The following is a 20,830-nucleotide window of genomic DNA, read 5'->3' as shown; positions in this document are numbered from 1 at the left end:
CTGCGAGATCGTCAACCGGTCCGGGCGCTACTCCGTACCGTCCGCAGGAAGGCGCTCCGGCAGCCCGAGTCGTGGGAACCGGTCGCCGTGGAACGTGAAGATCTCGGTGATCGCCCCGCCGGTGACGCGCAGGACGTCGATCGTCAGCGGCAGGTACGCGCCCTCCCGCTCCCGCCAGAGGTAGAAGGCGACGGCGGGCTGCCGGTTCACGGAGGTGGGGACGGCACGTAGGCGCCCCATGCCCTCGAAGCCGCTCTCGGCCCAGCCGTTCACCACCGTTTCGCGGCCGACGTACAGGCCCGGCGTGGGCGGCATTGAGTAGCGGACGTCGTCCCGCAGCAGTGCGGCGAGCCCGTCGATGTCCGTGGCCACGCTGGCGTCGGTGTAGCGGCGCACCAGCTCGCGCGTCCCGGCGTCCTCCTCCTCACCGCCGGTCCAGTCCTGCCGCTCGGCGGGCAGGTGCTCCCGCATTCCGGCGCGGGCCCGCTGTAGTGCGCTGTTCACGGAGTTGACGGAGTCCCCGAGGAGTGCCGCGACGTCCTTCGCCGGCCAGCCGAGCACGTCCCGAAGGATCAGCGCGGCCCGAGGGCGCGGCGCGAGGTGCTGGATCGCGACCAGGTACGCCAGTTCGATCGTCTCCCGTGCGACGGCGGCGGTCTCCGGCTCGTCCGCGTCGCCCGCGGGCAACTCGTCGAGCAGCCGGTCCGGGTAGGGCTGAAGCCACAACGCCTCGCCACCGGTCGCGGGCTCCGGGCGGCACCTGGCGAGCAGGTCCAGGCAGGCGTTGGTGGCGATCCGGTACAGCCAGGCCCGGAACGTCGACCGTCCCTCGAAGGTCTCCCGCCGCCGCCAGGCACGCAGGAACGTCTCCTGCACGGTGTCCTCGGCGTCCTCGAACGACCCGAGCATCCGGTAGCAGTGCACATGCAGCTCCCGCCGGTGCCGCTCCGCCAGTCCCGAGAACGCGGGCTCGTCGACCTCGCCCAGACCGCTCACGCCCAGCTCCTCCAGCAGCGTTCCCACACTCATCACGTCATCCTTCCGCCTCGTCGTGTCCCGTCGTAGGTATGACGGGTTCGGGCGCGACAACTCATCACCGCGGACACGGCGAGGAGGGCGTGGGCGGCCATGAAGACTGGAACTCGCGGCCGTACGCGCCGGGACGTCTGAGGGAACAGAGGATGAATGAACGATGTCCATTCGGTGTCTGAAAGTGCGGTGCCGTACGGGGTGGAATGGGATGATTGTTCGCTGAAGGAGGGAAATTCCAGAAGGGGGTAATCTGGCCTGGAAGTGGGTTATTTGATGATCTAGATATGTGGTGAATGCTCCACAAAGCGCTCAAGTCGGGACATCGTGCTATCCCTTTTTTGTGGGGTGGTTCGGTGGAAGAATCTGATTTATCGTGGCAAGTGATAATAAAGCGCAATAGGAGCGACACATGGATCCGCTTGTGCTGGCCGCGGGGACGGCGTTGGTGACGGCCATGGCCACCGACGCCTGGCAGGACGCCCGCGCCGGGGTGGTCGCGCTGTGGCGGCGCTTCCGCCCCGAACAGGCCGAGGTCGTCGAGGGTGAGCTGGTCGAGGCCCACGCCGAACTGCTGACGGCGCGACAGGCGGGGGACGTCGAGACCGAGCGGGCACTGGCCGGTCTCTGGCAGGTACGGCTGGCGCACCTGCTGAGAGAGGCCCCCGAGTCGGCCGCCGAACTGAGACGCCTCCTCGACGAGGAACTGACCCCGCTGTTGTCGGTCACGGAGCAGACCCGGATCGGTTCGATCGTCATGAAGGCGGTCGTCCGAGACCAGGGACGCCTTTATCAGGCGGGCCGGGACCAGCACATCAACGAACGCTGAACGGAATTCCCCGGCGGCCGTGACGCCGCCCTCGTCCGGCTCCACAACGTCGTATGACCAGGCCGGAAAGTCAATGGCTGACTCTTTTCAGAATGACCGCCGGGAGCCGGAACCCGAACCGGTCCCACCGGCACGGGAAACGCCCACCGGAGACAACGTCCGCCTTGAGGTGTCCGTCTCCGACCAGGGCCACGTGTACCTGGCCAACAGGGACCAGCACTTTCACTACGGCGAGAAACTGAGCGCCGAACAGCGGACCCGGCCGGGGGCGGTGATCGAGGAGTGCCCCTATCCAGGGCTGTCCGCCTTCGGCCGTGAGCAGCGAAGGTGGTTCTTCGGCAGAAAGGACCTGACCGGTGCGCTGGTCGGCCGCCTCGACCGGCGGCTGCGCACGGGCGGTCTTCAGGTGGTCATCGCCCCCTCGGGCGCGGGGAAGTCCTCGCTGCTGCACGCCGGTCTGCTGCCCGCGCTCGACCAGGCGGCCCTGCCGTACGCCAACCGGTGGCCGCAGGTGACGCTCACCCCCACCGCCACACCGGTCAGGGAGATGGCCGGCAGTCTGGAACGCCTCACCGGTGTCGACCGGGACCGCGTCGCCGAACAGATCGCAGGCGGGCCGGAGCGGTACGTCTCGGCGCTGGAGAGGTGGCTGCGCGAGCGGGCCGGTGACCCGGCCGCCGCGCGGATCGTCGTGGTGGTGGACCAGTTCGAGGAACTGTTCACCGAGTGCGACGACGAGCGGGAACGCGAGGCGTTCGTCGAACTGCTCGTACGGCTGGCCGCCACACAGGCCGGGCTCGTGGTGATCGGGGTCCGCGACGACTTCCACTCCGCCTGCGCCGCGCATCCCCTGCTGCAGCCCGCCCTGGAGGACCGTCCGCTGGTGGTCGGGCCGATGCCGGAGGCGAACCTCAGGGAGGCGATCGTCTACCCCGCCCAGGACCTGGGGGTGGATCTCGAACCGGGGCTGGCCGAGCTTCTCCTGGGCGACCTGAGGGCGACCGCGGGTGACAGGCGGACGAGCGGGTACGAGGCGGGACGGCTCCCGCTGCTGGCCCACGCGCTGCGTCTGACCTGGCAGCAGCGCAACGGCGCCACGCTGACCGTCGAGGGGTACAAGGCCACCGGCCGGATCGAGGGCGCGCTCGCGGCCACCGCGGAGCAGGTCTTCACCGGTCTGGACGACACCGCCCAACGGCTGGCCAGGCTGCTGTTCCTCCGTCTGGTCAAGCTCGGGGACGGAGCCGAGGACACCCGCAGGCGCGTCGCCCACACCGATCTGGTCGGCATGCACGCGGACCCGGGGACGACCGCGGCGGTGGTGAACGCCTTCGCCGGGGAACGGCTGCTCACCCTGGACCGCGAAGCCGTACAGATCACTCATGAGGCCCTGCTGAGCCACTGGCCCCGGCTGCGCGGCTGGCTCAACGACGACCGGGCGGGGCGGCTCATCCACCAGGACCTGGAGGACACCGCGGCCGCGTGGAGCCGTGAGAGGGGCGACTCCTCCCGGCTGTACCGGGGAACCCGGCTTGACGCCGTACGTGTGTGGGCCGAGACCAGGCCCGAGGACGAACTCACTCCCGTCGCACGCGACTTCCTCGCCGCCTCGGCCCGCCAGCGACGCCGTACGGCCCGGCTGAGGACCGGCGCCGTCGCCGCCCTGACGGTGCTCGCCCTGGTCGCCTCCGTCGCGGCCGTCTACGCCCTCCAACGGGGCAGGGAGGCGATCACCCAGCGGGACCTGGCCGTCTACCAGCGTGTCGTCGCCGAGGCCGACCGGCTCAGGGAGACCGACATCTCCCTGTCCGCCCAGCTCACCCTGGTCGCCCATCGGATGAACCCCGGGGAGGAGACCCGGACACGACTTCTCGGCACCCAGGGCGACGCCCTTTCCACAAGCCTGACGGGACACGTCGGTTACGTCGAGTCGGTGGTCTTCAGCCCCGACGGGCGGATCATGGCCAGCGGCGACGGCAGCGGCACGGTCCGGCTGTGGGACGTCTCCGCCCCCGCCCTGCCGAAGCCGCTCGGCCGTCCCCTGAGCGGCTCCATAAGCGGCGTGTCCGTGGTGGCTTTCAGCCCTGACGGACATCTTCTGGCGGCCGGTGACTCCGGCGGGAGGGTGCAGCTGTGGGACCTCTCCGACCGCGCGCACATCAAGCCGACGGGGGAGCCGCTGCTCGGGCACATATTCCAGGTGACGGCCATCAGGTTCACATCCGGCGGGAACACCATGATCACCTCGGGGGCGGACGGAGTCGTCCAGAAGTGGGACCTGACCGTTCCCTCCCCGCTGCTGGAGGGACGGGGCATGGCCGACTCCGTCTTCGACGACGGCGGATCGGTCTCCTCGACCGCCGTCAGCGTGGACGGGAAGACCCTGGCCGTCGGCACGGGCGACGCGAAGGTGCACCTGTTCGACATCTCAGACGTCAACCGTCCCAAACCGCTCAGCGATCTCCTGGAGATCCACAGAGGTGAGGTCAAGGCGATGGCGTTCAGTCCGAACGGCAGGACGCTGGCCACGATCGGAGGCGCCGGTGACGCGGGGGTGCTGCTGTGGGACGTCTCCGACCCCACCGACGGCACACTGCTCAACATTCCCTCGCGGAGCCGTACCTTCATCGGCACGTCGGTCGCGTTCAGTCCTAACGGGCGGACCCTGGCCGCGACGTACACCGACTGGACCGTCCGGCTGTGGAACGTCTCCAACCCCTCCGTCATGACGCCGCTGGGTCACTTCCTCGTCGGCCACACGGGGTTCGTCACCTCGGCCGCGTTCAGCCCTGACGGACGGACCCTGGCCAGCGGTGCCTCGGACGGGTCGGTGCGGCTGTGGAACGCGCCCAGCGCCTACCTTCCCGGGCACACGGAGACCGTCACCTCCGTGGCGTTCGGCCCAGGCGGGCGGCTGCTGGCGAGCGCCGGGGTCGACAGATCGATCATCCTGTGGGACGTCTCCGACCCGCTGCGGGCCAGGCGCGTCGGCCGGCCGCTCCTGGGGCACAGGAACTCCGTCGCCTCCCTGGCCTTCGGCCCCGACGGGCACACGCTGGTGAGCTCGGGCGCCGACGGGGACATCCGGCTGTGGGACGTGACGGACCCCGCGCGGGCCACTGCCGTGGGAAAGCCGCTGAGAGCCGGGAAGAAGGCCGCGATCATCTACGCGGTGGCCTTCGACCCCACGGGAGACGTGCTCGCCGCCGCGTCGGGCGACGGAGCGGTGCGCCTGTGGGACGTCGCCGCCCGCAAGCTCCTCGCCGAGTCGCCGGGGAAGAAGGCCGCCGGAGACGACGAGGCGCGCTTCAGCTCGATCGCGTTCGGCCAGGGCGGAAGGCTCCTGGCGAGTATCAACCTGAACAACGCCATCACGCTGTGGGACGTCTCCGATCCCGCCCGTCTCAGGCCGGTGGGCCGTCCGCTGGAACTGCGGGCCGACGCCACGAGCAGGAGTTCGGAGTCCTCCAACTTCTACTCGGTGACCGTCAGTCCCGACGGGCACACCCTGGCCGCCTCAAGCGCCGACGGGAAGGTGTACCGGTGGGACATCACCGACCCCGCGCGGGCCACGCTCAAGGAACGACCGTTGACGGGCCACACGGGTGTCGCCTATTCGGTGCTGTTCAGTCCCGACGGGCGCACCATGGCGAGTTCCGGCTTCGACGGTGTGCTCCGGCTGTGGGACATGACCGACCCCGCAGGAGGGAAACCTCTCGGGCAGCCGCTGCTCAGACACACCACCGCGTTCCTTCCCGTCGCCTTCGACCGGACCGGCGGGTTGCTGGCGGGCGGCAGTGACGACGGGGCCGTCTGGCTGTGGACGCTGGACGAGGAACAGGCCGCCCGGCGGATCTGCGCCTACACCAGGGGCGCCCTCGACCCCGAGAAGTGGCGCCGTTTCGTGGGGGAGGGCATCCGGTACGACCCGCCCTGCCCCTGATCCCGACATATCCGGTATCTGGCCGGTATAGGCTGCCGAGCCGTGAGTGGATCTATGGCGTTTGTGAAGGATGTCGAGGTCGCGGCGCGGGTGAGCCGTATCGGTGGGCTGCCGTTGGCGCCGGAGGGGTTCGACTGGCCGCGCTGCGCCGTGTGCGACGGGCCGTTGCGGTTCCTGCTGCAGCTCATCACGGACGACCTCGGCGACCACGCCGAGGCCCTGCGGCCCGGGGCACTCCTGTCGTTCTTCATGTGCGACAACGATCCCGGCCAGTGCGAGGCCTGGAACCCCGAGGCGGGCGGCAACCGCGCCTACCTGTTCGCTGAAGACGCCACGGTGCCCCTGCCGTCCCCCGGGGAGGCGTTCGTTCTCCCGCAGTGCTTCGAGATCGGCATCTGCGAGGTCGAGCCGGAGACGGCGGACGAGGTCGCGGAGTTCAAGGTGGTCGGCTGGCTGGGTGGCGAGGCGGAGTGGTGGGAGACGGACATGACGCCCACGTGTTCCACCTGCGGCACCCCCATGGGCTTCGTCGCGCAGATGAGGGAGGGCTACAGCAGGAACTGGCTGATGAACTTCGGCGGCGGTGAGGCGTTCGTCTTCGCCTGCCCTCCCTGCGACGCGGCGTCCGTGGTCCTGCAGGGCTGACACCCCGGTCCGTACGGCGTGGCCGCCGGGCCGCGCGGCTGACAAGGGCGGGCCATACGACCGACAAGAGCGGAGTGACCGACGAGGGCAGGCCGCGTGACCGACAAGGGAGGAGTGACCAACGAGAGCGGGCCGTACGACCAACGAGAGCGGGCCGCGTGACCGACAAGGGCGGGCCGTACGGCCAGGGGTTCAGGGCCTGGCGAGCCGTAGTCCGGCGGTGAGGGATCCGGCCAGCAGTACGGCACCGGAGGCCACCCCGCTGACGATCGGCACCCAGGGCAGGGAACCCGCCCAGGCCATGAGGAATCCGGCGATCCCGAGCAGGGTCAGGGCCACGCCCGGCACCGCGATGGTCCCGTCCTTCCACACCGGGGCCAGGGCGACGAAGTGGACACCCACGATGATCGCCACCCACGCCACGTTGACCTCCGTGGGCGCGCCCAGGGCGGCCAGCAGCCGGAGGCCGCCGAACAGCGCGAGCACCTCGACGGCCACCACGATCAGGTAACCGCGCCCGAACATCGTCCTCACGGTCCCTCCGGAGGCGGCGGCCCCTCCCGAGACGGCGGCCCCTCCGGAGGCGGCGGCCCCTCCCGAGACGGCGGTCCCTCCCGAGACGGCGGCGGCAGGTCGTCGCACATCGGTGAACCACAGTGCCAGCACGGCCGCGACGGCCAGGCCCGCGAGCACCCGCAGGACCGTGACCACGACGTCGTCCAGCGGACTCCGCGCGTTGACGAAGACGAAGACCGCACCGAAGACGGCGCCGACCAGTAATCCGCTCATACGTTGCATGCGTTTCATCCAAGCCCGCCGGACGCCGGCCGGACACGGGTGCCAGACCTACCCTGACGTAGTGCCGCCCCTACCTGGCGGCCCCGCGCTGGTAGGCCAGCACCGCCAGCACCCGCCGGTTGACGTCGTCACCCGAGGGCAGGTCGAGTTTGGCGAACACACCGGCCACGTGTTTGCCGACCGCCGCCTCACTGATCGACAGGGCCCGCGCCACGGCCGCGTTGGAGCGTCCCTCCGCGATCAGCGCCAGCACCTCCCGCTCCCGAGGGCTCAGCCGCGCCGTCGGCTCGGTGACCTCCCTGGCCCTGTCCCAGGTCTGTTCGAACAGGTCGATCAGGACGCTGATCAGGCTCTGCTGCCGGATCAGCAGCGCGCCCGGCGAGCGGAGCACGGGGGTGATCCTGACGAAGGCCGCCTCCCGGTCGAAGACGAGCAGCTGCTGGATCGGCTCGTCCACGACCCGGTGCAGGTCACCCGCGGCGTGCAGTTCCCTGAGCCGGGCGAGCTTGCGTTCGTCGTCCAGCACGCTCGCGTGGACGACCGTCCGCATCCGCATCCCGCGTGCCAGGGCGTCCAGCACCTGGCGGCGGCTGCGCTGCTCCTCGCGCCCCTGCTCAGGAGAGCCCAGCGGCTGCATGGCGCGTAGTTCGCGCGAGGTGGCGACCAGCCGGGTGATCTCCTGCCTGACCCGCTCCCCGTCCTCCAGCCGCGCGACGTCCACGGGGACACCGCGCAGCTCGCCGACGACCTCTTCGAGCCGCCGGGCCAGTTGGTCAAGAGACGCTTCCATCAGGAGAAGCCTCCCATAACCCACCAGACCCGACGGCCTTCACCAAAGCGGACGTCAGGGCTGGCTGGCGGTGAGAACCCGCAGGGAGTGCTCCACGAGGGTCACCAGGACAGTCTTGGCCGAGCTGCGGCGCCGTACGTCGCAGAGCAGGACCGGGACGTCCGGGTCCAGGTCGAGGGCGACGCGCACCTCCTCCGCCTCGTACTGCTCGGCCCCGTCGAAGCAGTTGACCGCCACGATGAACGGCGTGCCACGCTGCTCGAAGTAGTCGATCGACGGGAAGCAGTCGGTCAGCCTGCGGGTGTCGGCGAGCACGACGGCGCCGAGCGCGCCGTAGGACAGCTCGTCCCACATGAACCAGAACCGTTCCTGACCCGGGGTGCCGAACAGGTAGACGACCAGCCCCTCCCGGATCGTGATGCGTCCGAAGTCCATGGCCACGGTGGTCGTGGTCTTGTTCTCCACGCCTTCGACGTCGTCGATGCCGATACCGCGGTCGGAGAGCACCTCCTCCGTGCGCAGTGGGCGGATCTCACTGATCGAGCCGACGAGCGTGGTCTTGCCGACACCGAATCCGCCCGCGATGAGGATCTTGAGCGCTACAGGTTCGTCAGAGGGCCCGAAGTCCATTGATCACTTCCTTGAGAATGCGCTCGCTCGCCGACGCGCGCCCGATCGAAATGAGCCTGTGGTCCTTGAGGTCACCGAGGAGCACCCGGACGACGCCGAGTGGCAGGTCCAGGTCGGAGGCGATGTCGGCGACCGAGGTGGCCTCGACGGTGACCAGGGAGAGAATGCGTTCGTGCTCGGGTCCCGGGACGAACCCGCCGGACGGGGCCGAACCGGTCGCCTTGATCATCGCGACCAGGTCCAGCGTGTCACCGGACGATCTGGTACGGCCTCCGATCAGCGCGAACGGCCGGACGACCGGTCCCGCCTCCTCGTCCATCCACCGGGTCATCCGTCCGCTCCGCCCTCGGCCCCGGGGTGGGAGAACCCGGGGGACGAGAACCAGGACGACGGAAGCCCGGTCATGTGAGGCCCTGTCTCGGCCGGGCGGAGATGTGCTGGCCGACCCGCTTGACCAGCATCGCCATCTCGTAGGCGATGTGGCCGACGTCGGCGTCCGCGGCGCTCAGCACGGCCAGGCAGGTGCCCTGCCCGGCGGCCGTGACGAACAGGAACGCCGACTCCATCTCCACGATGGTCTGGCGCACCTCACCACCGTTGAAGTGACGGCCCGCTCCGCGCGCCAGGCTCTGGAACCCGGAGGCGATGGCGGACAGGTGTTCGGCCTCCTCCCGGTTGAGCCCCTTGGAGAAGCCGACGGCGAGCCCGTCGGTCGACAGGATCACCGCCTGACGTACCGCGCCCACCCGGTTGGTCAGGTCGTCGAGGAGCCAGTTGAGCTCGCCAGTACTGGACGCTTTTCCAGTCATTAGTCCTCCTTGTCGCCTGTCCTGTGGTGTGCGAGATCGGGTTTCTCTTCCTCCCGGCCGCGTCGCGCGCCCGCCTGGAAGGCGGAGAACAACGCCCGCGCCTCGTCCGGTGAGCGCTCCGGCGCCTCGGCGGGGCCGGGCTCGGGGCCCTCTGGAGGCTCCTGGCGGAGCTGCGGGGCCAGGTTGGCCTGCCGTACCCGGCGGGGCAGGGCCCGTGGCCGTGGCGTCCCCTGCGCGGGTGCCCCGCCGCCCGCGCCGTTGGGGCCTCCCGGGGCCGGGCCGCCCGCGACGGGGCCGCCTGGGATCACGGGGCCGTCCGCGACCACGGACAGGGAGGGTTCGGGAACGGGCGGGGCACCCGTCGTCCTGCTCCTGCGGGGCAGGGCGCCCGGCATGGACGACTCGAACAGGCCGCCGGAGGGACGCGCGGGAGGTTCGGCGGGCCGTTCCTCCACCCGCTCCGCGGTGAGGGCGAGCTGCGCGGGCAGTTCGGCCAGCACGGTGCGCGGGATGAGCACGATGGCGGTGGTCCCGCCGAAGGGGGAGCCGCGCAGGATGACGCGGATGTCGTGCCTGGCGGCGAGCCGTCCGACCACGAACAGGCCGAGGCGCTCGCTGTCGGCCAGGTCGAACTCCGGCGGGGTGGCCAGCCGTTCGTTGAGGACCGCGTACTCCTCGGCGCTCAGGCCCAGGCCGCGGTCCTCGACCTCGATGACGAAGCCGTTGGCGACCAGGTCTCCGCGCACGGTCACCATGGTCTGCTCGGGGGAGTAGATCGTGGCGTTCTCGATCAGCTCGGCGATCAGGTGGGTGATGTCGGCGACCGCGGCGCCGTCGAGCGCGGCGGCGGGCATCGGCGCGACGTTGACCCTGGTGTAGTCCTCGACCTCGGCGATGGCCGCCCTGACGATGTCCACGGCCGCCACGGGGTTGCGCCAGGCGCGTCCCGGGGCCGCCCCGGACAGGATGATCAGGCCTTCCGCGTGCCGCCGCATGCGGGTGGTCAGGTGGTCGAGCCGGAAGAGGTCCTCAAGGCTGTCGGGGTCGGTCGCCCTGCGCTGCATGCCGTCGAGCAGGGTGAGCTGGCGCTGCAGCAGGTTCTGCTTGCGCCGGGCGAGGTTCAGGAAGACCTGGCCGACGCCGCGGCGCAGGTTGGCCTGGCCGACGGCGGCCTCGACGGCGGTGCGCCGTACCGAGTCGAAGGCGTTGGCGACGTCGCCGACCTCGGTGGAGTCGCCCACCTTGATCGGTGGGATCTCGGCGGGGACGTCCACCTCCTCGCCGCGCCGCAGCCGTTCGACGACGCTCGGGAGCCGTACGTCGGCCAGGTCGAGGGCGGTCGAACGGAGGGTGGCGAGCTCGCCGGCGAGCCTGCGGCCGAAGCGGACGGACAGGATGATCGAGGCGATCACCGCGACGAGTCCCAGGCCGCCGGCGACCACGATCCTGACGATGATCCCGGTGGCGATGGACCTGGACCGCTGGGACAGGGTGTTGGAGGAGGAGACGCCGAGCTGGTCGAGCCAGTTGGCCACGCTGTTGGTGGTCTGCTTCCAACGCTGCGCCTCGATGGGCAGCCGGTCCCCCTGGGTCCCCGCGATGGCCCTCTCCAGGGCGGTGAACCGCTCGAAGGCCGTCGAGTCGAAGGTCTCCCGGTACGGCCTGCCCAGCTCGGCGTCCAGCGCGGACAGGCCCCGCGCGTGCAGGTAGCGCCGGGTGGCGACGTACTCGCCGAAGGCCTCGCGCTCTCTCGGGGTGAGGCGGTAGTCGATCAGCGCGCCGCTGATCAGCGCGTTCTCCCTGGCGATCATCTCGCGGGCGTTGCCCATGGACTGCATGGCCGCGGCCTGCCGGTAGATGCCCAGGTCGGGGACCGCGACGAGCTGGTCGTACAGGAGGAAGACCGAGTCGAGGACCCGGTTGTAGTTCGTCAGGACGTCCAGGCGCGCGTCACGGCCGCTGTCGATGCCGGCGCGGATGGTCGCCAGCCTGCCGATCTGGCTGAGCACCCCGTTCAGCGCGGTGCGGAGTTCCGGGCTGCCGGAACCGGTGGACGCGGCGGCGGCGCGGAACTTCTCGGCCGCCCGGTCGGTGCGGGCGCGCTGGTCGGCGATCCCGCTGGTGAGGACGCGGGAGCTGATCGCGACCGAGGACTGCGTCCGTTCCGCCTGAAGCTGGAGCCCAAGCTCGGTGGAGGTGAGGCCGACCGTTTGGTAGAGGTTGTTCGACCGTAACAGCGCGGCGCCGTCGCCAACCGTCAGATTAAGGGCGAAACCCCACAGAGCACTCAGTGACAACAGGGGCAGGAGCAGCAGCAAGAAGATCTTGAACCGAATTGACCGGTTTCCAGAGCCCATGCCCACTCGTCCCAACTTCTGAGTGTGTGGAGGCCCGCGTCGCCTTGGGGATGGATATGCCTCCGGAAGATCGCACAGGAGACTAGCACCGATAGGGTTTCCGCGCAGTGGAGGATCTGATGATTAATGTGATTACCGGGGCGAGTGCCGGAATCGGTGAGGCCGCTGCCGTCGAACTCGCCAGGCGCGGGCGTCAGGTCGTTCTGGTCGGCCGGAACCAGGAAAGGCTGGCCGGGGTCGCCGCCAGGGTCAAGGAGGCCTCGGGGTCCGTCCCGGACACGCTGACCTGTGACTACACCTCCCTCGACGACGTCAGGCGGCTGGCCGGTGAGCTTCGGTCCCGCTACGAGCGGATCGACGTCCTGGTCAACAACGCGGGCGTGATGTCCACCGAGCGGACCCGCACCGGGGACGGCCACGAGACGATGATCCAGGTCAACCACCTCGCGCCGTTCCTGCTGACGACCCTGCTGCTCGACCGGGTCGGGGAGCGGGTGATCACCACCTCGTCCATGGCGGCCAGGTCGGGCAACCTCGACCCGGCCGACCTGAGCCGTGAGCGGCGCCGCTGGAGCGGCTGGCTGCAGTACGGCGACTCCAAGCAGGCCAACGCGCTGTTCACTGTCGAACTGGCCCGCCGCCTGTCCGGCACCGGGGTGAGCGCGACCTGTTTCCACCCCGGCGTGATCAAGACCGGGTTCGCCTCGGGAACGTTCCTGATGTGGATGACCCACCACATCCCGGGCGTGGGCCGTACGGTCGAGCAGGGTGCGAGCACCCTGGTCCACCTCGCCACCCACCCCGACGGGACCGCGCACCCGGGGCGTTACTTCGCCAACGGCGCCCCCGCCAGGGCTCCCAGGGGCATGACCGACCCCGGCCTGGCCCGCGACCTCTGGGAGGCCAGCGAAAGGGCCGTCTCCTGACCGTCCCCGGGATGTCATCCCGGGTTCGCCCGCCGTTGGGACACGGGCGGCTACGGTGCGTGGCCTGTGAGCGTCACGAGCCCCCGCCAGGTCGCCGCCGTCCCCACGGCGGGCAGGGACCCCTTCTTCGACAACGCCAAGTTCCTGGCGATCACCCTGGTCGTCTCCGGGCACCTGGTGGAGGACCTGCGGGACGTGGCGGTGGCGCACGCGGCCTACTTCTTCGTCTACGTGTTCCACATGCCGCTGTTCATCGTGCTCAGCGGCTACCTGTCGCGGAACTTCACCTTCTCCTCCGGCAAGGCGCGCAAGCTGATCAGCACGCTCGCCGTGCCGTACGTGATCTTCGAGCTGCTCTACTCACTGCCCCGCCTGATCCTGTACGGCAAGCTGGACATCAGCCTGCTCGACCCGTACTACCTGACCTGGTTCCTGATGTCGCTGTTCCTGTGGCGGCTGTCCACCCCCGTCTGGCAGCAGCTCAGGTGGCCGCTGGTGGTCGCGGTCGGCCTGTCGCTGCTGTCCGGGACGAGCAGGCTGCCCGACGAGCTTTCGATGAACCGCACGCTGGGACTGCTGCCCTTCTACGTGCTCGGCCTCATGCTGCGCCCGGAGCACTTCGAGATGCTCAGACGGCCGAAGGTCAGGATCGCCGGGGCGCTCACACTGGTGGCCGGGGCGGCTCTCGCGCTGGCCGTGCACACCTCGGTGAAGACCGAGTGGATCCGCTGGCGGCACGCCAACGACGCGATCGGGGTGGACGACCTCACCGGCAGCCTGATCCGGCTCGGCATGCTGGCGGCCGGGGCGCTGCTGGTCGCGGCCTTCCTCGCGATCACCCCCTCGCGCCGGACGTGGTACTCGGGTCTCGGCGCGGCGACCATGTACGCCTACCTGCTGCACGGCCTGGTGGTGAAGGTCGCCGAGCGCTTCTACGGCGACTGGGCGCGGACGGTGCCCGGCGTCGTGGCCGTGGCGCTCCTCGGCGTCGTGCTGGCGGCCCTGCTGTGCACGCCCCCGGTCAGGGCCCTGACCCGTTGGGCGGTCGAACCCAGGATGAGCTGGGCCTTCACCCGGCTGCGCCGCCCGTCCCCCTGAACACCCAGCCCCGCGAGCCTTCAGCCCCGCGAGCCTGCAAGCCTTCAGGTCCGCAGGTCGAGGACGGCCCGGTAGGCGGCGGTGATCGCCGCGTCGGCGTAGGCGGCGGGCACCGAGTCGGAGTTGGCGATCGCGATCCGGCCCCACCTGCGGCGGGCGGTCTCGGCGGGGAAGGGCCCGTCGGGGTAGAAGTCCAGGTTCCACGGGGTCGCGTACTCCGGCGCGTAGCCGTGTCCCCACCGGTTGACGGTGATCGCCTGGATGTCGCGGACCGGGTCGAACCCGCCGGGCCCGAGCAGCCTGACCAGCTGCTCACGGATGCTGAACTCCAGATAGGAGTACGGCGTGCCGAGCAGTTCGCGCCGCCCCGCGGCCGAGCCGTCCGCCGGTGACATGCCAGGCACCGCGGGAGCCCGTACCAGGTGGGCCAAGACCGGCTCTCCGGGGTCCTCGGGGGGCCGGTAGCCGCCGACGGCGACCCGGGGGGCCAGCTCCGCGACGGACCAGTAGGCCCCGGTGAAACGGACCCGGCCGACGCCGATCGCCCGCCAGGCCCGCCAGTCGCGCAGCTGGACCGTGGCGTAGAGCATCGGCACCTTGACGGCCGCGCGCAGCGCCCGTTCCTGCTCGGGAGGCAGCCCGGTGACGAGGTGGGGGATCATCATGTTCCAGCAGGCCATGATCACCCCTGCGGCCCGTACGGTCCTGACCCGGTCGCCGTCGAAGTAGCCGACCGTCGCCGTGGTCGCGGTCTCCGGGTCGCCGTCGTTGGCCACCGAGACCACCGGGCTGGACAGGCGGACCCGGACCCGGTTGCCCGGCCGGTCGAGCCGGTCGTAGTCGAACCGCGCGGTCGTGACGCCCTCGGGGTCGACGGAGGTGGCGAACCCGGGGACCATCCTGCCGACCATCATCCTGACCAGGGCCTGGTTGCCCTCGGGGAAGAGCAGCACCTTCCTGGGCGCCTCCCACTGCCTGATCACGCTCGGCGAGTTGTAGACCGAGGGCTTCGACCGGTCGAGCCCGAGCCCCTGGAAACCGGGGTAACCGCACCCCCAGGCGTCGACGGCGCCGAAGGCGTCGGAGCCGTACCCCCACTCGTCGCTCGGCATCGTCCGCACGAAACGCAGCACGTCCGGGTGGACCCCGCAGACCTCCCCGAGGAAGCCGGAGTAGGTCAGGCTCGCCAGGAACCGGTGCTTGGCCCGCTCCGTCAGGCCGGGCAGCCAGTCGGGCGGGTCCAGGTGGAGCGTGAGCAGGTCCCTTCTGGCCCGTTCGGCGAGGGGCAGCTCGGCGATCCACCGGCGGGTGTCCGTGCCGGTCGGCACGAGCCGGTCGACGCCGAAGGACTCCCGGTCGCAGAAGACCCCCTCCCGCGTCCCGAGGCCCGGGTACGGCACGGCGGCGAGCCGTGCGGGCCGTACCCCGAGCCGGTCGAGCAGCAGTCTGCCCTCGGGGGTCCAGGCGGAGGGCGCCTCGATCGCCTGGGAGCCGCCGTAGCCGACCAGCGGCCCCCGGCGGCCCGTGGGGTGGAACTCGTTGCGGCGGGCGTGCCCGCCGACGTCGTCGTGGTTGTCCAGGATCAGGATCCGCGCGTCCGGGTCGTGTTCGAGCCAGCGGTGGGCCGCGCTGATCCCGCTGATCCCGGCGCCGACCACCACCAGGTCGTAGCGTTCGCCGGTCGGTTCGGCGGGGCCCGCGTGGGCCCAGAACCGGCCGTCGCGCAGGGCGTGCGGCACCCCGACGTCCTCCGGGGTGTCGCCCCGCAGTCCCGTCAGAGCGGCCGGATGGCCTCCCCGCGGTGCCGTCCCCATCGGCTCGGCCGACGCCGGCCGGTCGGTGAAGGTCTCCAGCGCCGCGACCCCGGCGGCCGTCGCGACGCCGTCGAAGAAGTCGCGGCGGGAAATGGGGCGGTTCATCCCCAGTTCCCCGGCCCTGTGTGGAGTGATCTCCCCGGGATCCGTCATGGAGGGATCATCATGAATCGGGCCGCCCGACTTGGTCGTCCAAGGGCGGCGACGAGGACTTTTTACCCGGGGTGTTGAAAGGCTTTTCGTGATTTCCGGCGGGCGGGCTCTACGACCCACCCGCCGGAAATGTCATTTATTTCGTGCTTTTGACCCGTGCCCACAGGGCGGGAGTCCTGGGCGGCTGCCAACCGGGCAGGGAGACGTGCCCGAGCACGCACCGGTAGACGACCCCGTTGTGGGTGACGCGGTCACCGGCCTTGTACTGGGTGTACGGCTTCCACGCGGGCAGCGGGGGCGGCGTGACGGTCAGGGTGAAGGTCGTCGAACGCGTCTCCACGCCGGTCGCGCTGACCGTGATCGGATAGGTCCCCGGCACGGTCGTCGCCGAGGTGGCGAACGTGATCGTGCTCGGGCTGCCGAGCTCGACGGCGGACGGGCTCGCCGAGACGGTCACCCCCGCCGGGATGCCGCTGGCGGAGATCTGCAGCACCTGTGGGGCCAGCCAGACGGGCGTGGTCTCCAGCGTGGAGACGGCAGCCTGTCCGGGTTCGACGGTCGCCGCGGCCGGGGTGAGACGCACGGCGAAGTCACCGCCGCTCACCTCCAGCCGCAGCGTGGTCGTACGGCGGGAGGCCCCCGTGGCCCGGACGGTGGCGAAGTAGACGCCGGGCGGCGTCGCCTCGGACGGATGGACGGTCACCCGGGCGGTCTGCCCGGTGGTGATCGTGGACGGGTTGAAGGTGAAGGAGAAGGAGTCGGGCAGGCCGAAGGCGGTGAGCGCGACCTGCTGCGGGTCACCGGCCGTGGTCGTGGTACCGAGCGTCAGCGTGGCCGTCTGGCCCGGTTTGACGGTGACCGTGTGGCGGTCGAGCGAGACGGAGAAGTCGTTCGCCGGGGAGGCCGGGGAGACGGTCAGCCGGTAGGACGTCGTCTCGGAGAGTGTGGGGGTGGCCGCCGAGGTGGCGCGGACGACGATGGTGTGCGTGCCGACCGGGGTCGATGCCGAGGTGGTCACCCTCATCAAGGTCGAGGCGCCGCTCGGCATGCGGGGGGTGGTGAAGGTGACGTCCGTGCCGGCGGGGACGCCCTCGGCGGTCAGGTCGAGGTCCTGGCTCGGGCCGCTCAGCTTCCTGGTCCGCACCGCGACGGTCGTCGAGGTGCCCTGGTCGATCATGCCGTCGGGCTCGCCGGTCCGCACCGTGAAGGTCCGCGAATCGGCCGGGCAGCCGGGCTCGTCGGGGGAGGCCGCGACCCCGACCGCGTCCCAGGCGTCCTTGACCCGCTGGAGGTGGAGGCAGCCGAACAGGGCCAGCGCCGACTGCACGGTCGCCGCGCGGACCTTGGCGTGGGTCCAGGGCACGGTCTTGAGGTTCAGCGCGCCCATGTAGATCTCACCCGCGTCGCGCAGGCCGATCCCGGTCACGCCGTCGCCCGCGCAGACCGGGCTCTGCTCCGGCCTGCCCTGGACGCGGTCGCCCTCGGCCAGCAGGTAGAACCAGTGGTTCTGGATACCGGCCACCTTGTGCGGCTCCTGGGTGAGCACCTCCTCGGAGTAACAGCCGGGGTCGCCGAAGACGGCCGGGTCGTACATGTTGCGCAGCGGGCCGGGGCCGCTGAAGTCCACCTTCTCCCCGATCAGGTAGTCGGGCGCGTCCACCCCCGGCGGCTGGTTGGCGTAGTGCTCGGTGAGGGTGCCGATGATGTCGCCGGTCGACTCGTTGAGGGCGTTGGTCTCGCTGCCGCTGCCGTTGCCGCCGCTGGTGTTCTCGAAGATGGCGTGGCCGTACTCGTGGCCGACCACGTCCATGGAGGACATCTGCTTGCTGCCGCTCTCGTTGTGGCCGAGCCACACGCCGTCACCGGCCCAGACGGCGTTGGGGAAGTTGAAGCCGACCCTGATCGGGAACGTCCGGCCGGTGCCGGTGATGCCGTCCCGGCCGAGCCAGTCCCGCACCATGTCCCAGGTGCGCTGCGCGGCGAACATGCCGTCGACGCAGGTGGTCTCCAGGCCGGAGGCCGAGCCGTCGCCCCACTCGTCGTCGGCGCCGGTGTAGACGGTGCCGTTGGTGGACGCGCAGCTCAGGTTGGCCCGGGTGGGGTCGGTCATGCTGTAGGAGCCGGCCGAGCCCGAGGTGTCGATGTAGACGGGGTCGCCGTTGTGGAACGGGTGGCCGACGCCGCGCCGTACGTCGTCCCAGCGGTCGGCGATCGAGCCGTCGGCGGCGTCGACGTAGACGTGCAGGACGGAGGGGCCGTCCTTCGAGCTCCCGGTGACGACGCTCTCCCAGGTCAGCCGGGGCTTGGTGCCCGCGGCGTGCACCACGAGGCGCGGGTCGCTCTGCTTGGTCACGGTGCCGAGCAGGTCCCGCGCGATGGCGCGTGCCCGCTCGGCGGTGACGACGGGCTTGGTCGCGACGTCGTCGAGTTTGGCCCGCTGGCCGGTGGTGACCGCGGTGACCCTGCCACCCTCGCGGTCGGTCGCGACGATCACGTCACCGCCGTAGACGGGCAGGCCCCGGTGCAGGCGCGGATAGGTCAGGTACTGCAGGCCGCGTGAGCCGAAGACGACCGTCGGGCTCCCGAAGGTGTCGCCGTCACCGGTGCGCAGCTCGCGGGAGCGCGCGGTGAGGGCCCTGTCCGCGGTGCCGAGGGCGCGGGAGCGGGCGCGGGCGTCCGGGGGAGCGTAGGCGGAACCCTGGGCTCCGGCGGCCTGGGGGCCGGAGGGGCTGACAGGAGGGGTGGGGGAAGGCGAGGCGGTCGCGGGCGCGGCGCCGTACAACGCGCTCGCGCCCAGTGTCGCCGCGAGCAACGCCGCGACGCGTGTTCTGCCGTTCGGTTTCACTGCGTGTGACTCCTCAAGACGTCCCTGGGGAGGGGGACCAGGAGCCGGGCCGGCCAGGCTCAACTCGAAACGCAACTCAACGTGACACCGGATTGTGTGGGGCGAGTAGCCAATGCTTTTCCATGTCGCGGTGTTATGGACCGGACTTCTGCCAAACGAGGTACGCCCTGCTCAGTCGTATATATGGGGATGCGTCGAGATTGTTTGGGCTTGTCGCAACCGATGGTGAACGTTTTCGGGGCGCCGGTCGTTGGAGGGGGAGACGGGCTGCGGAGCGGTCATCGACCCCGCGGGGCGCCGGGCGTGCTACGAAGGGTGGTGAAACAGGACATGTCGGAGTAGCGTCCGCAGACGCGGATTCGCTCGGTGGATGACGGATCTGCTCCGCGACGGGACGGGGAGCCGCGCGTGGTCGGTAAGCAGGGCAGGGTGACCGGCAAGATCGGTCCCGGTCTGGTCGGCGAGGTGCTGATCGCCGTCCGCGGCGGCGTCGAGGCCTTCTACGCCCATCCCGCCGTCCCCGACGAGGAGATCTCTCCCGGATCGATCGTCGTCGTCGTGGAGTACTACCCGCCTCGCACGGTCTATGTCGCTCGCGCGCTCGTCTGACCTCTCTCCCTTTTCTTTTGCTCTCTCCCCCCTCGTGGAGGCCACATTGCCAACCGAGTCCCTCATCATCGGTGGCGGCGTCCTTGTCGCCCTCTTTGTCATCATCCTGCTGTTCAAGGCCGTCTGGCGGGTGGCCGAGCCCAACGAAGCACTGATCATCTCCGGCCTCGGCGCCCGGGGAAAGAACGAGGGCGACAGCCTCGGCTTCAAGATCGTCACCGGTAAGGGCACCGCCGTACTCCCCGGCTTCCAGACCGCGCGCCGCCTGCGCCTCGACAGCCGCGCGGCCAACCTCCAGGTCTCCTGCGTCACGCTGCAGGGCATCCCGGTGGTCGTCAAGGGCGTGGTGATCTACAAGGTCGGCGACGACCTGCACTCCATCGCCAACGCCGCGCGCCGCTTCCTCGACCAGCAGGACTCGATGAACGGGGCCATCCACGAGCTGTTCACCGGTCACCTGCGCTCGATCATCGGCAACCTGACCGTCGAGGACCTCATCCTCAACCGTGAGCGGCTGACCGGCGAGACACGCGCCTCCGCCGCCGATGAGATGATCAAGCTCGGTCTGATCGTCGACTCCCTGCAGATCCAAGAGATCGACGACGAGACCGGTTACATCACCAACCTCGGCAAGCCGCACGCCGCCAAGATCGCCGCCACCGCCCGTATCGCCGAGGCCCAGCGCGACCAGGAGGCCACCGAGGCCGAGCAGATCGCCGCCGCGAACAAGGCCGCCGCCTGGCGCGACGCCCAGATCAAGCAGGCCGCCTACCAGGCCGAGATCGACGAGGCCCAGGCCAAGTCCCGTCAGGCGGGCCCGCTGTCGGAGGCCTCCGCCCGCCAGGAGGTCGTGGTCCAGGAGACCCGCGCCGCCGAGCTTGAGGCGCAGCTCTCCGAGCAGCGTCTGCAGTCCCAGGTCCGCAAGCCCGCCGACGCCAAGGCGTACGAGACCGTCACGCTCTCCCAGGCCGAGAGGGACGCCCGCATCGCCCGCGCCGAGGCCGAGGCCCGCGAGACCGAGCTGCGCGCCGCCGCGCAGGCCTCCCAGGTCAAGCAGGCCGCCGCCGCCGAGGCCGAGTCCGTACGGCTGCGCGGTCTGGCCTCCGCCGAGGCGACCAAGGCGACCGGTCTGGCCTCCGCCGACGCCGCCAAGGCCAAGGGCCTCGCCGAGGCCGAAGCCGCCAAGGCCAAGGGTCTGGCCGAGGCCGAGGCCATCCGTGCCCGCTCCCAGGCGCTCGCCGAGAACCAGGAGGCGGTCATCGCCCAGCAGCTCGCCGAGAACTGGCCGCAGATCGTCGAGGCGGGCGCGAAGGCCTTCGGCAACGTGGACCACATGGTCGTGCTGAACGGCGCCCAGGGCATCGAGGAGATGCTCGCCAAGGCCCTCACCCTCGGTGGGACCGGCCTCGGCCTGGCCCGCTCCCTCCTCAACATGAACAGCGCCCCCGCTGCCGCTCCCGTCCCCATCCCCGAGGCCAACGGCAAGGCCGTCGAGCCCACCTCCTGACCCGCGTCTTCGGAGGGGCCGCCCGCCAAGCCGTACGGCACGCGGGCG

The 20,830-nt window shown here is 70.6% G+C and carries 16 protein-coding genes; 7 read left to right on the top strand and 9 right to left on the bottom strand.

What is annotated here, in order from left to right:
• Positions 1-27: 27 nt before the first annotated feature.
• Positions 28-1,029, bottom strand: a complete 1,002-nt coding sequence (locus ACFOYY_RS06965) for an RNA polymerase subunit sigma-70 (RefSeq protein ID WP_352011173.1) — start codon at positions 1,027-1,029, stop codon at positions 28-30.
• Positions 1,030-1,441: 412 nt separating this feature from the next.
• Between ACFOYY_RS06965 and ACFOYY_RS06960 the strand changes: the two genes are divergently transcribed.
• The 3 genes from ACFOYY_RS06960 to ACFOYY_RS06950 all read left to right on the top strand — a co-directional run bounded on the left by ACFOYY_RS06960 (position 1,442) and on the right by ACFOYY_RS06950 (position 6,446).
• Positions 1,442-1,858, top strand: a complete 417-nt coding sequence (locus ACFOYY_RS06960) for a hypothetical protein (RefSeq protein WP_386188716.1) — start codon at positions 1,442-1,444, stop codon at positions 1,856-1,858.
• 169 nt (positions 1,859-2,027) lie between these two features.
• Positions 2,028-5,801: an nSTAND1 domain-containing NTPase gene (locus ACFOYY_RS06955; protein ID WP_386188714.1), complete on the top strand. Its 3,774-nt coding sequence runs from the start codon at positions 2,028-2,030 to the stop codon at positions 5,799-5,801.
• A gap of 54 nt (positions 5,802-5,855) precedes the next feature.
• The gene (locus ACFOYY_RS06950; RefSeq protein ID WP_352011170.1) at positions 5,856-6,446 is read left to right on the top strand and encodes a DUF1963 domain-containing protein; all 591 of its coding nucleotides are present in this window, start codon (positions 5,856-5,858) and stop codon (positions 6,444-6,446) included.
• Positions 6,447-6,638: 192 nt separating this feature from the next.
• On the opposite strand, the gene ACFOYY_RS06945 is transcribed toward ACFOYY_RS06950, so the two are convergent.
• The 6 genes from ACFOYY_RS06945 to ACFOYY_RS06920 all read right to left on the bottom strand — a co-directional run bounded on the left by ACFOYY_RS06945 (position 6,639) and on the right by ACFOYY_RS06920 (position 11,770).
• The gene (locus ACFOYY_RS06945; protein WP_386188712.1) at positions 6,639-7,235 is read right to left on the bottom strand and encodes a hypothetical protein; all 597 of its coding nucleotides are present in this window, start codon (positions 7,233-7,235) and stop codon (positions 6,639-6,641) included.
• A 79-nt stretch (positions 7,236-7,314) separates the two neighbouring features.
• A complete protein-coding gene (locus ACFOYY_RS06940) occupies positions 7,315-8,034 on the bottom strand; it encodes a helix-turn-helix transcriptional regulator (protein ID WP_352011168.1) in 720 nt (239 codons plus the stop codon).
• Between the two features lie 54 nt (positions 8,035-8,088).
• Complete coding sequence (locus ACFOYY_RS06935; protein ID WP_352011167.1) at positions 8,089-8,664, bottom strand: GTP-binding protein; 576 nt, start codon at positions 8,662-8,664, stop codon at positions 8,089-8,091.
• Positions 8,645-8,995, bottom strand: coding sequence for a DUF742 domain-containing protein (locus ACFOYY_RS06930; protein WP_386188709.1), 351 nt, complete (start codon positions 8,993-8,995; stop codon positions 8,645-8,647). Before ACFOYY_RS06930 ends, ACFOYY_RS06935 begins: the two co-directional genes overlap by 20 nt.
• Before the next feature lie 70 nt (positions 8,996-9,065).
• On the bottom strand, positions 9,066-9,473 hold the full coding sequence (locus tag ACFOYY_RS06925; protein WP_352011165.1) for a roadblock/LC7 domain-containing protein: 408 nt from the start codon (positions 9,471-9,473) through the stop codon (positions 9,066-9,068).
• Complete coding sequence (locus ACFOYY_RS06920; protein WP_386188707.1) at positions 9,473-11,770, bottom strand: sensor histidine kinase; 2,298 nt, start codon at positions 11,768-11,770, stop codon at positions 9,473-9,475. The genes ACFOYY_RS06925 and ACFOYY_RS06920 overlap by 1 nt, the downstream gene beginning before the upstream one ends.
• Before the next feature lie 179 nt (positions 11,771-11,949).
• Between ACFOYY_RS06920 and ACFOYY_RS06915 the strand changes: the two genes are divergently transcribed.
• The gene (locus tag ACFOYY_RS06915) at positions 11,950-12,756 is read left to right on the top strand and encodes an SDR family NAD(P)-dependent oxidoreductase (protein WP_362912248.1); all 807 of its coding nucleotides are present in this window, start codon (positions 11,950-11,952) and stop codon (positions 12,754-12,756) included.
• A 66-nt stretch (positions 12,757-12,822) separates the two neighbouring features.
• Complete coding sequence (locus ACFOYY_RS06910; RefSeq protein ID WP_352011162.1) at positions 12,823-13,854, top strand: acyltransferase family protein; 1,032 nt, start codon at positions 12,823-12,825, stop codon at positions 13,852-13,854.
• A gap of 44 nt (positions 13,855-13,898) precedes the next feature.
• On the opposite strand, the gene ACFOYY_RS06905 is transcribed toward ACFOYY_RS06910, so the two are convergent.
• Positions 13,899-15,773, bottom strand: coding sequence for an NAD(P)-binding protein (locus ACFOYY_RS06905; RefSeq protein ID WP_386188704.1), 1,875 nt, complete (start codon positions 15,771-15,773; stop codon positions 13,899-13,901).
• 184 nt (positions 15,774-15,957) lie between these two features.
• Complete coding sequence (locus ACFOYY_RS06900) at positions 15,958-18,666, bottom strand: M4 family metallopeptidase (protein ID WP_386188702.1); 2,709 nt, start codon at positions 18,664-18,666, stop codon at positions 15,958-15,960.
• Between the two features lie 408 nt (positions 18,667-19,074).
• Here ACFOYY_RS06900 and ACFOYY_RS06895 point away from each other — a divergent pair, with 408 nt between their 5' ends.
• Positions 19,075-19,275: a hypothetical protein gene (locus tag ACFOYY_RS06895; RefSeq protein ID WP_352011159.1), complete on the top strand. Its 201-nt coding sequence runs from the start codon at positions 19,075-19,077 to the stop codon at positions 19,273-19,275.
• Positions 19,276-19,321: 46 nt separating this feature from the next.
• Positions 19,322-20,782 (top strand): flotillin family protein, encoded by a 1,461-nt coding sequence (locus ACFOYY_RS06890; RefSeq protein ID WP_362912254.1) that lies wholly within the window; start codon positions 19,322-19,324, stop codon positions 20,780-20,782.
• Positions 20,783-20,830: the final 48 nt, after the last annotated feature.

Origin of the sequence: Streptosporangium jomthongense (genome assembly GCF_042650425.1) — a bacterium.
GTDB lineage: Bacteria > Actinomycetota > Actinomycetes > Streptosporangiales > Streptosporangiaceae > Streptosporangium.
This window is presented reverse-complemented; position numbering and strand designations above follow the sequence as displayed.

What these genes read in the sequence shown, in the direction of transcription:
- ACFOYY_RS06965 (WP_352011173.1), bottom strand. Translation starts at nt 1,029, where the DNA reads ATGAGTGTGGGAACGCTGCTGGAGGAGCTGGGCGTGAGCGGTCTGGGC.
- ACFOYY_RS06960 (WP_386188716.1), top strand. Translation starts at nt 1,442, where the DNA reads ATGGATCCGCTTGTGCTGGCCGCGGGGACGGCGTTGGTGACGGCCATG.
- ACFOYY_RS06950 (WP_352011170.1), top strand. Translation starts at nt 5,856, where the DNA reads ATGGCGTTTGTGAAGGATGTCGAGGTCGCGGCGCGGGTGAGCCGTATC.
- ACFOYY_RS06945 (WP_386188712.1), bottom strand. Translation starts at nt 7,235, where the DNA reads ATGAGCGGATTACTGGTCGGCGCCGTCTTCGGTGCGGTCTTCGTCTTC.
- ACFOYY_RS06940 (WP_352011168.1), bottom strand. Translation starts at nt 8,034, where the DNA reads ATGGAAGCGTCTCTTGACCAACTGGCCCGGCGGCTCGAAGAGGTCGTC.
- ACFOYY_RS06935 (WP_352011167.1), bottom strand. Translation starts at nt 8,664, where the DNA reads ATGGACTTCGGGCCCTCTGACGAACCTGTAGCGCTCAAGATCCTCATC.
- ACFOYY_RS06930 (WP_386188709.1), bottom strand. Translation starts at nt 8,995, where the DNA reads ATGACCCGGTGGATGGACGAGGAGGCGGGACCGGTCGTCCGGCCGTTC.
- ACFOYY_RS06925 (WP_352011165.1), bottom strand. Translation starts at nt 9,473, where the DNA reads ATGACTGGAAAAGCGTCCAGTACTGGCGAGCTCAACTGGCTCCTCGAC.
- ACFOYY_RS06915 (WP_362912248.1), top strand. Translation starts at nt 11,950, where the DNA reads ATGATTAATGTGATTACCGGGGCGAGTGCCGGAATCGGTGAGGCCGCT.
- ACFOYY_RS06905 (WP_386188704.1), bottom strand. Translation starts at nt 15,773, where the DNA reads ATGAACCGCCCCATTTCCCGCCGCGACTTCTTCGACGGCGTCGCGACG.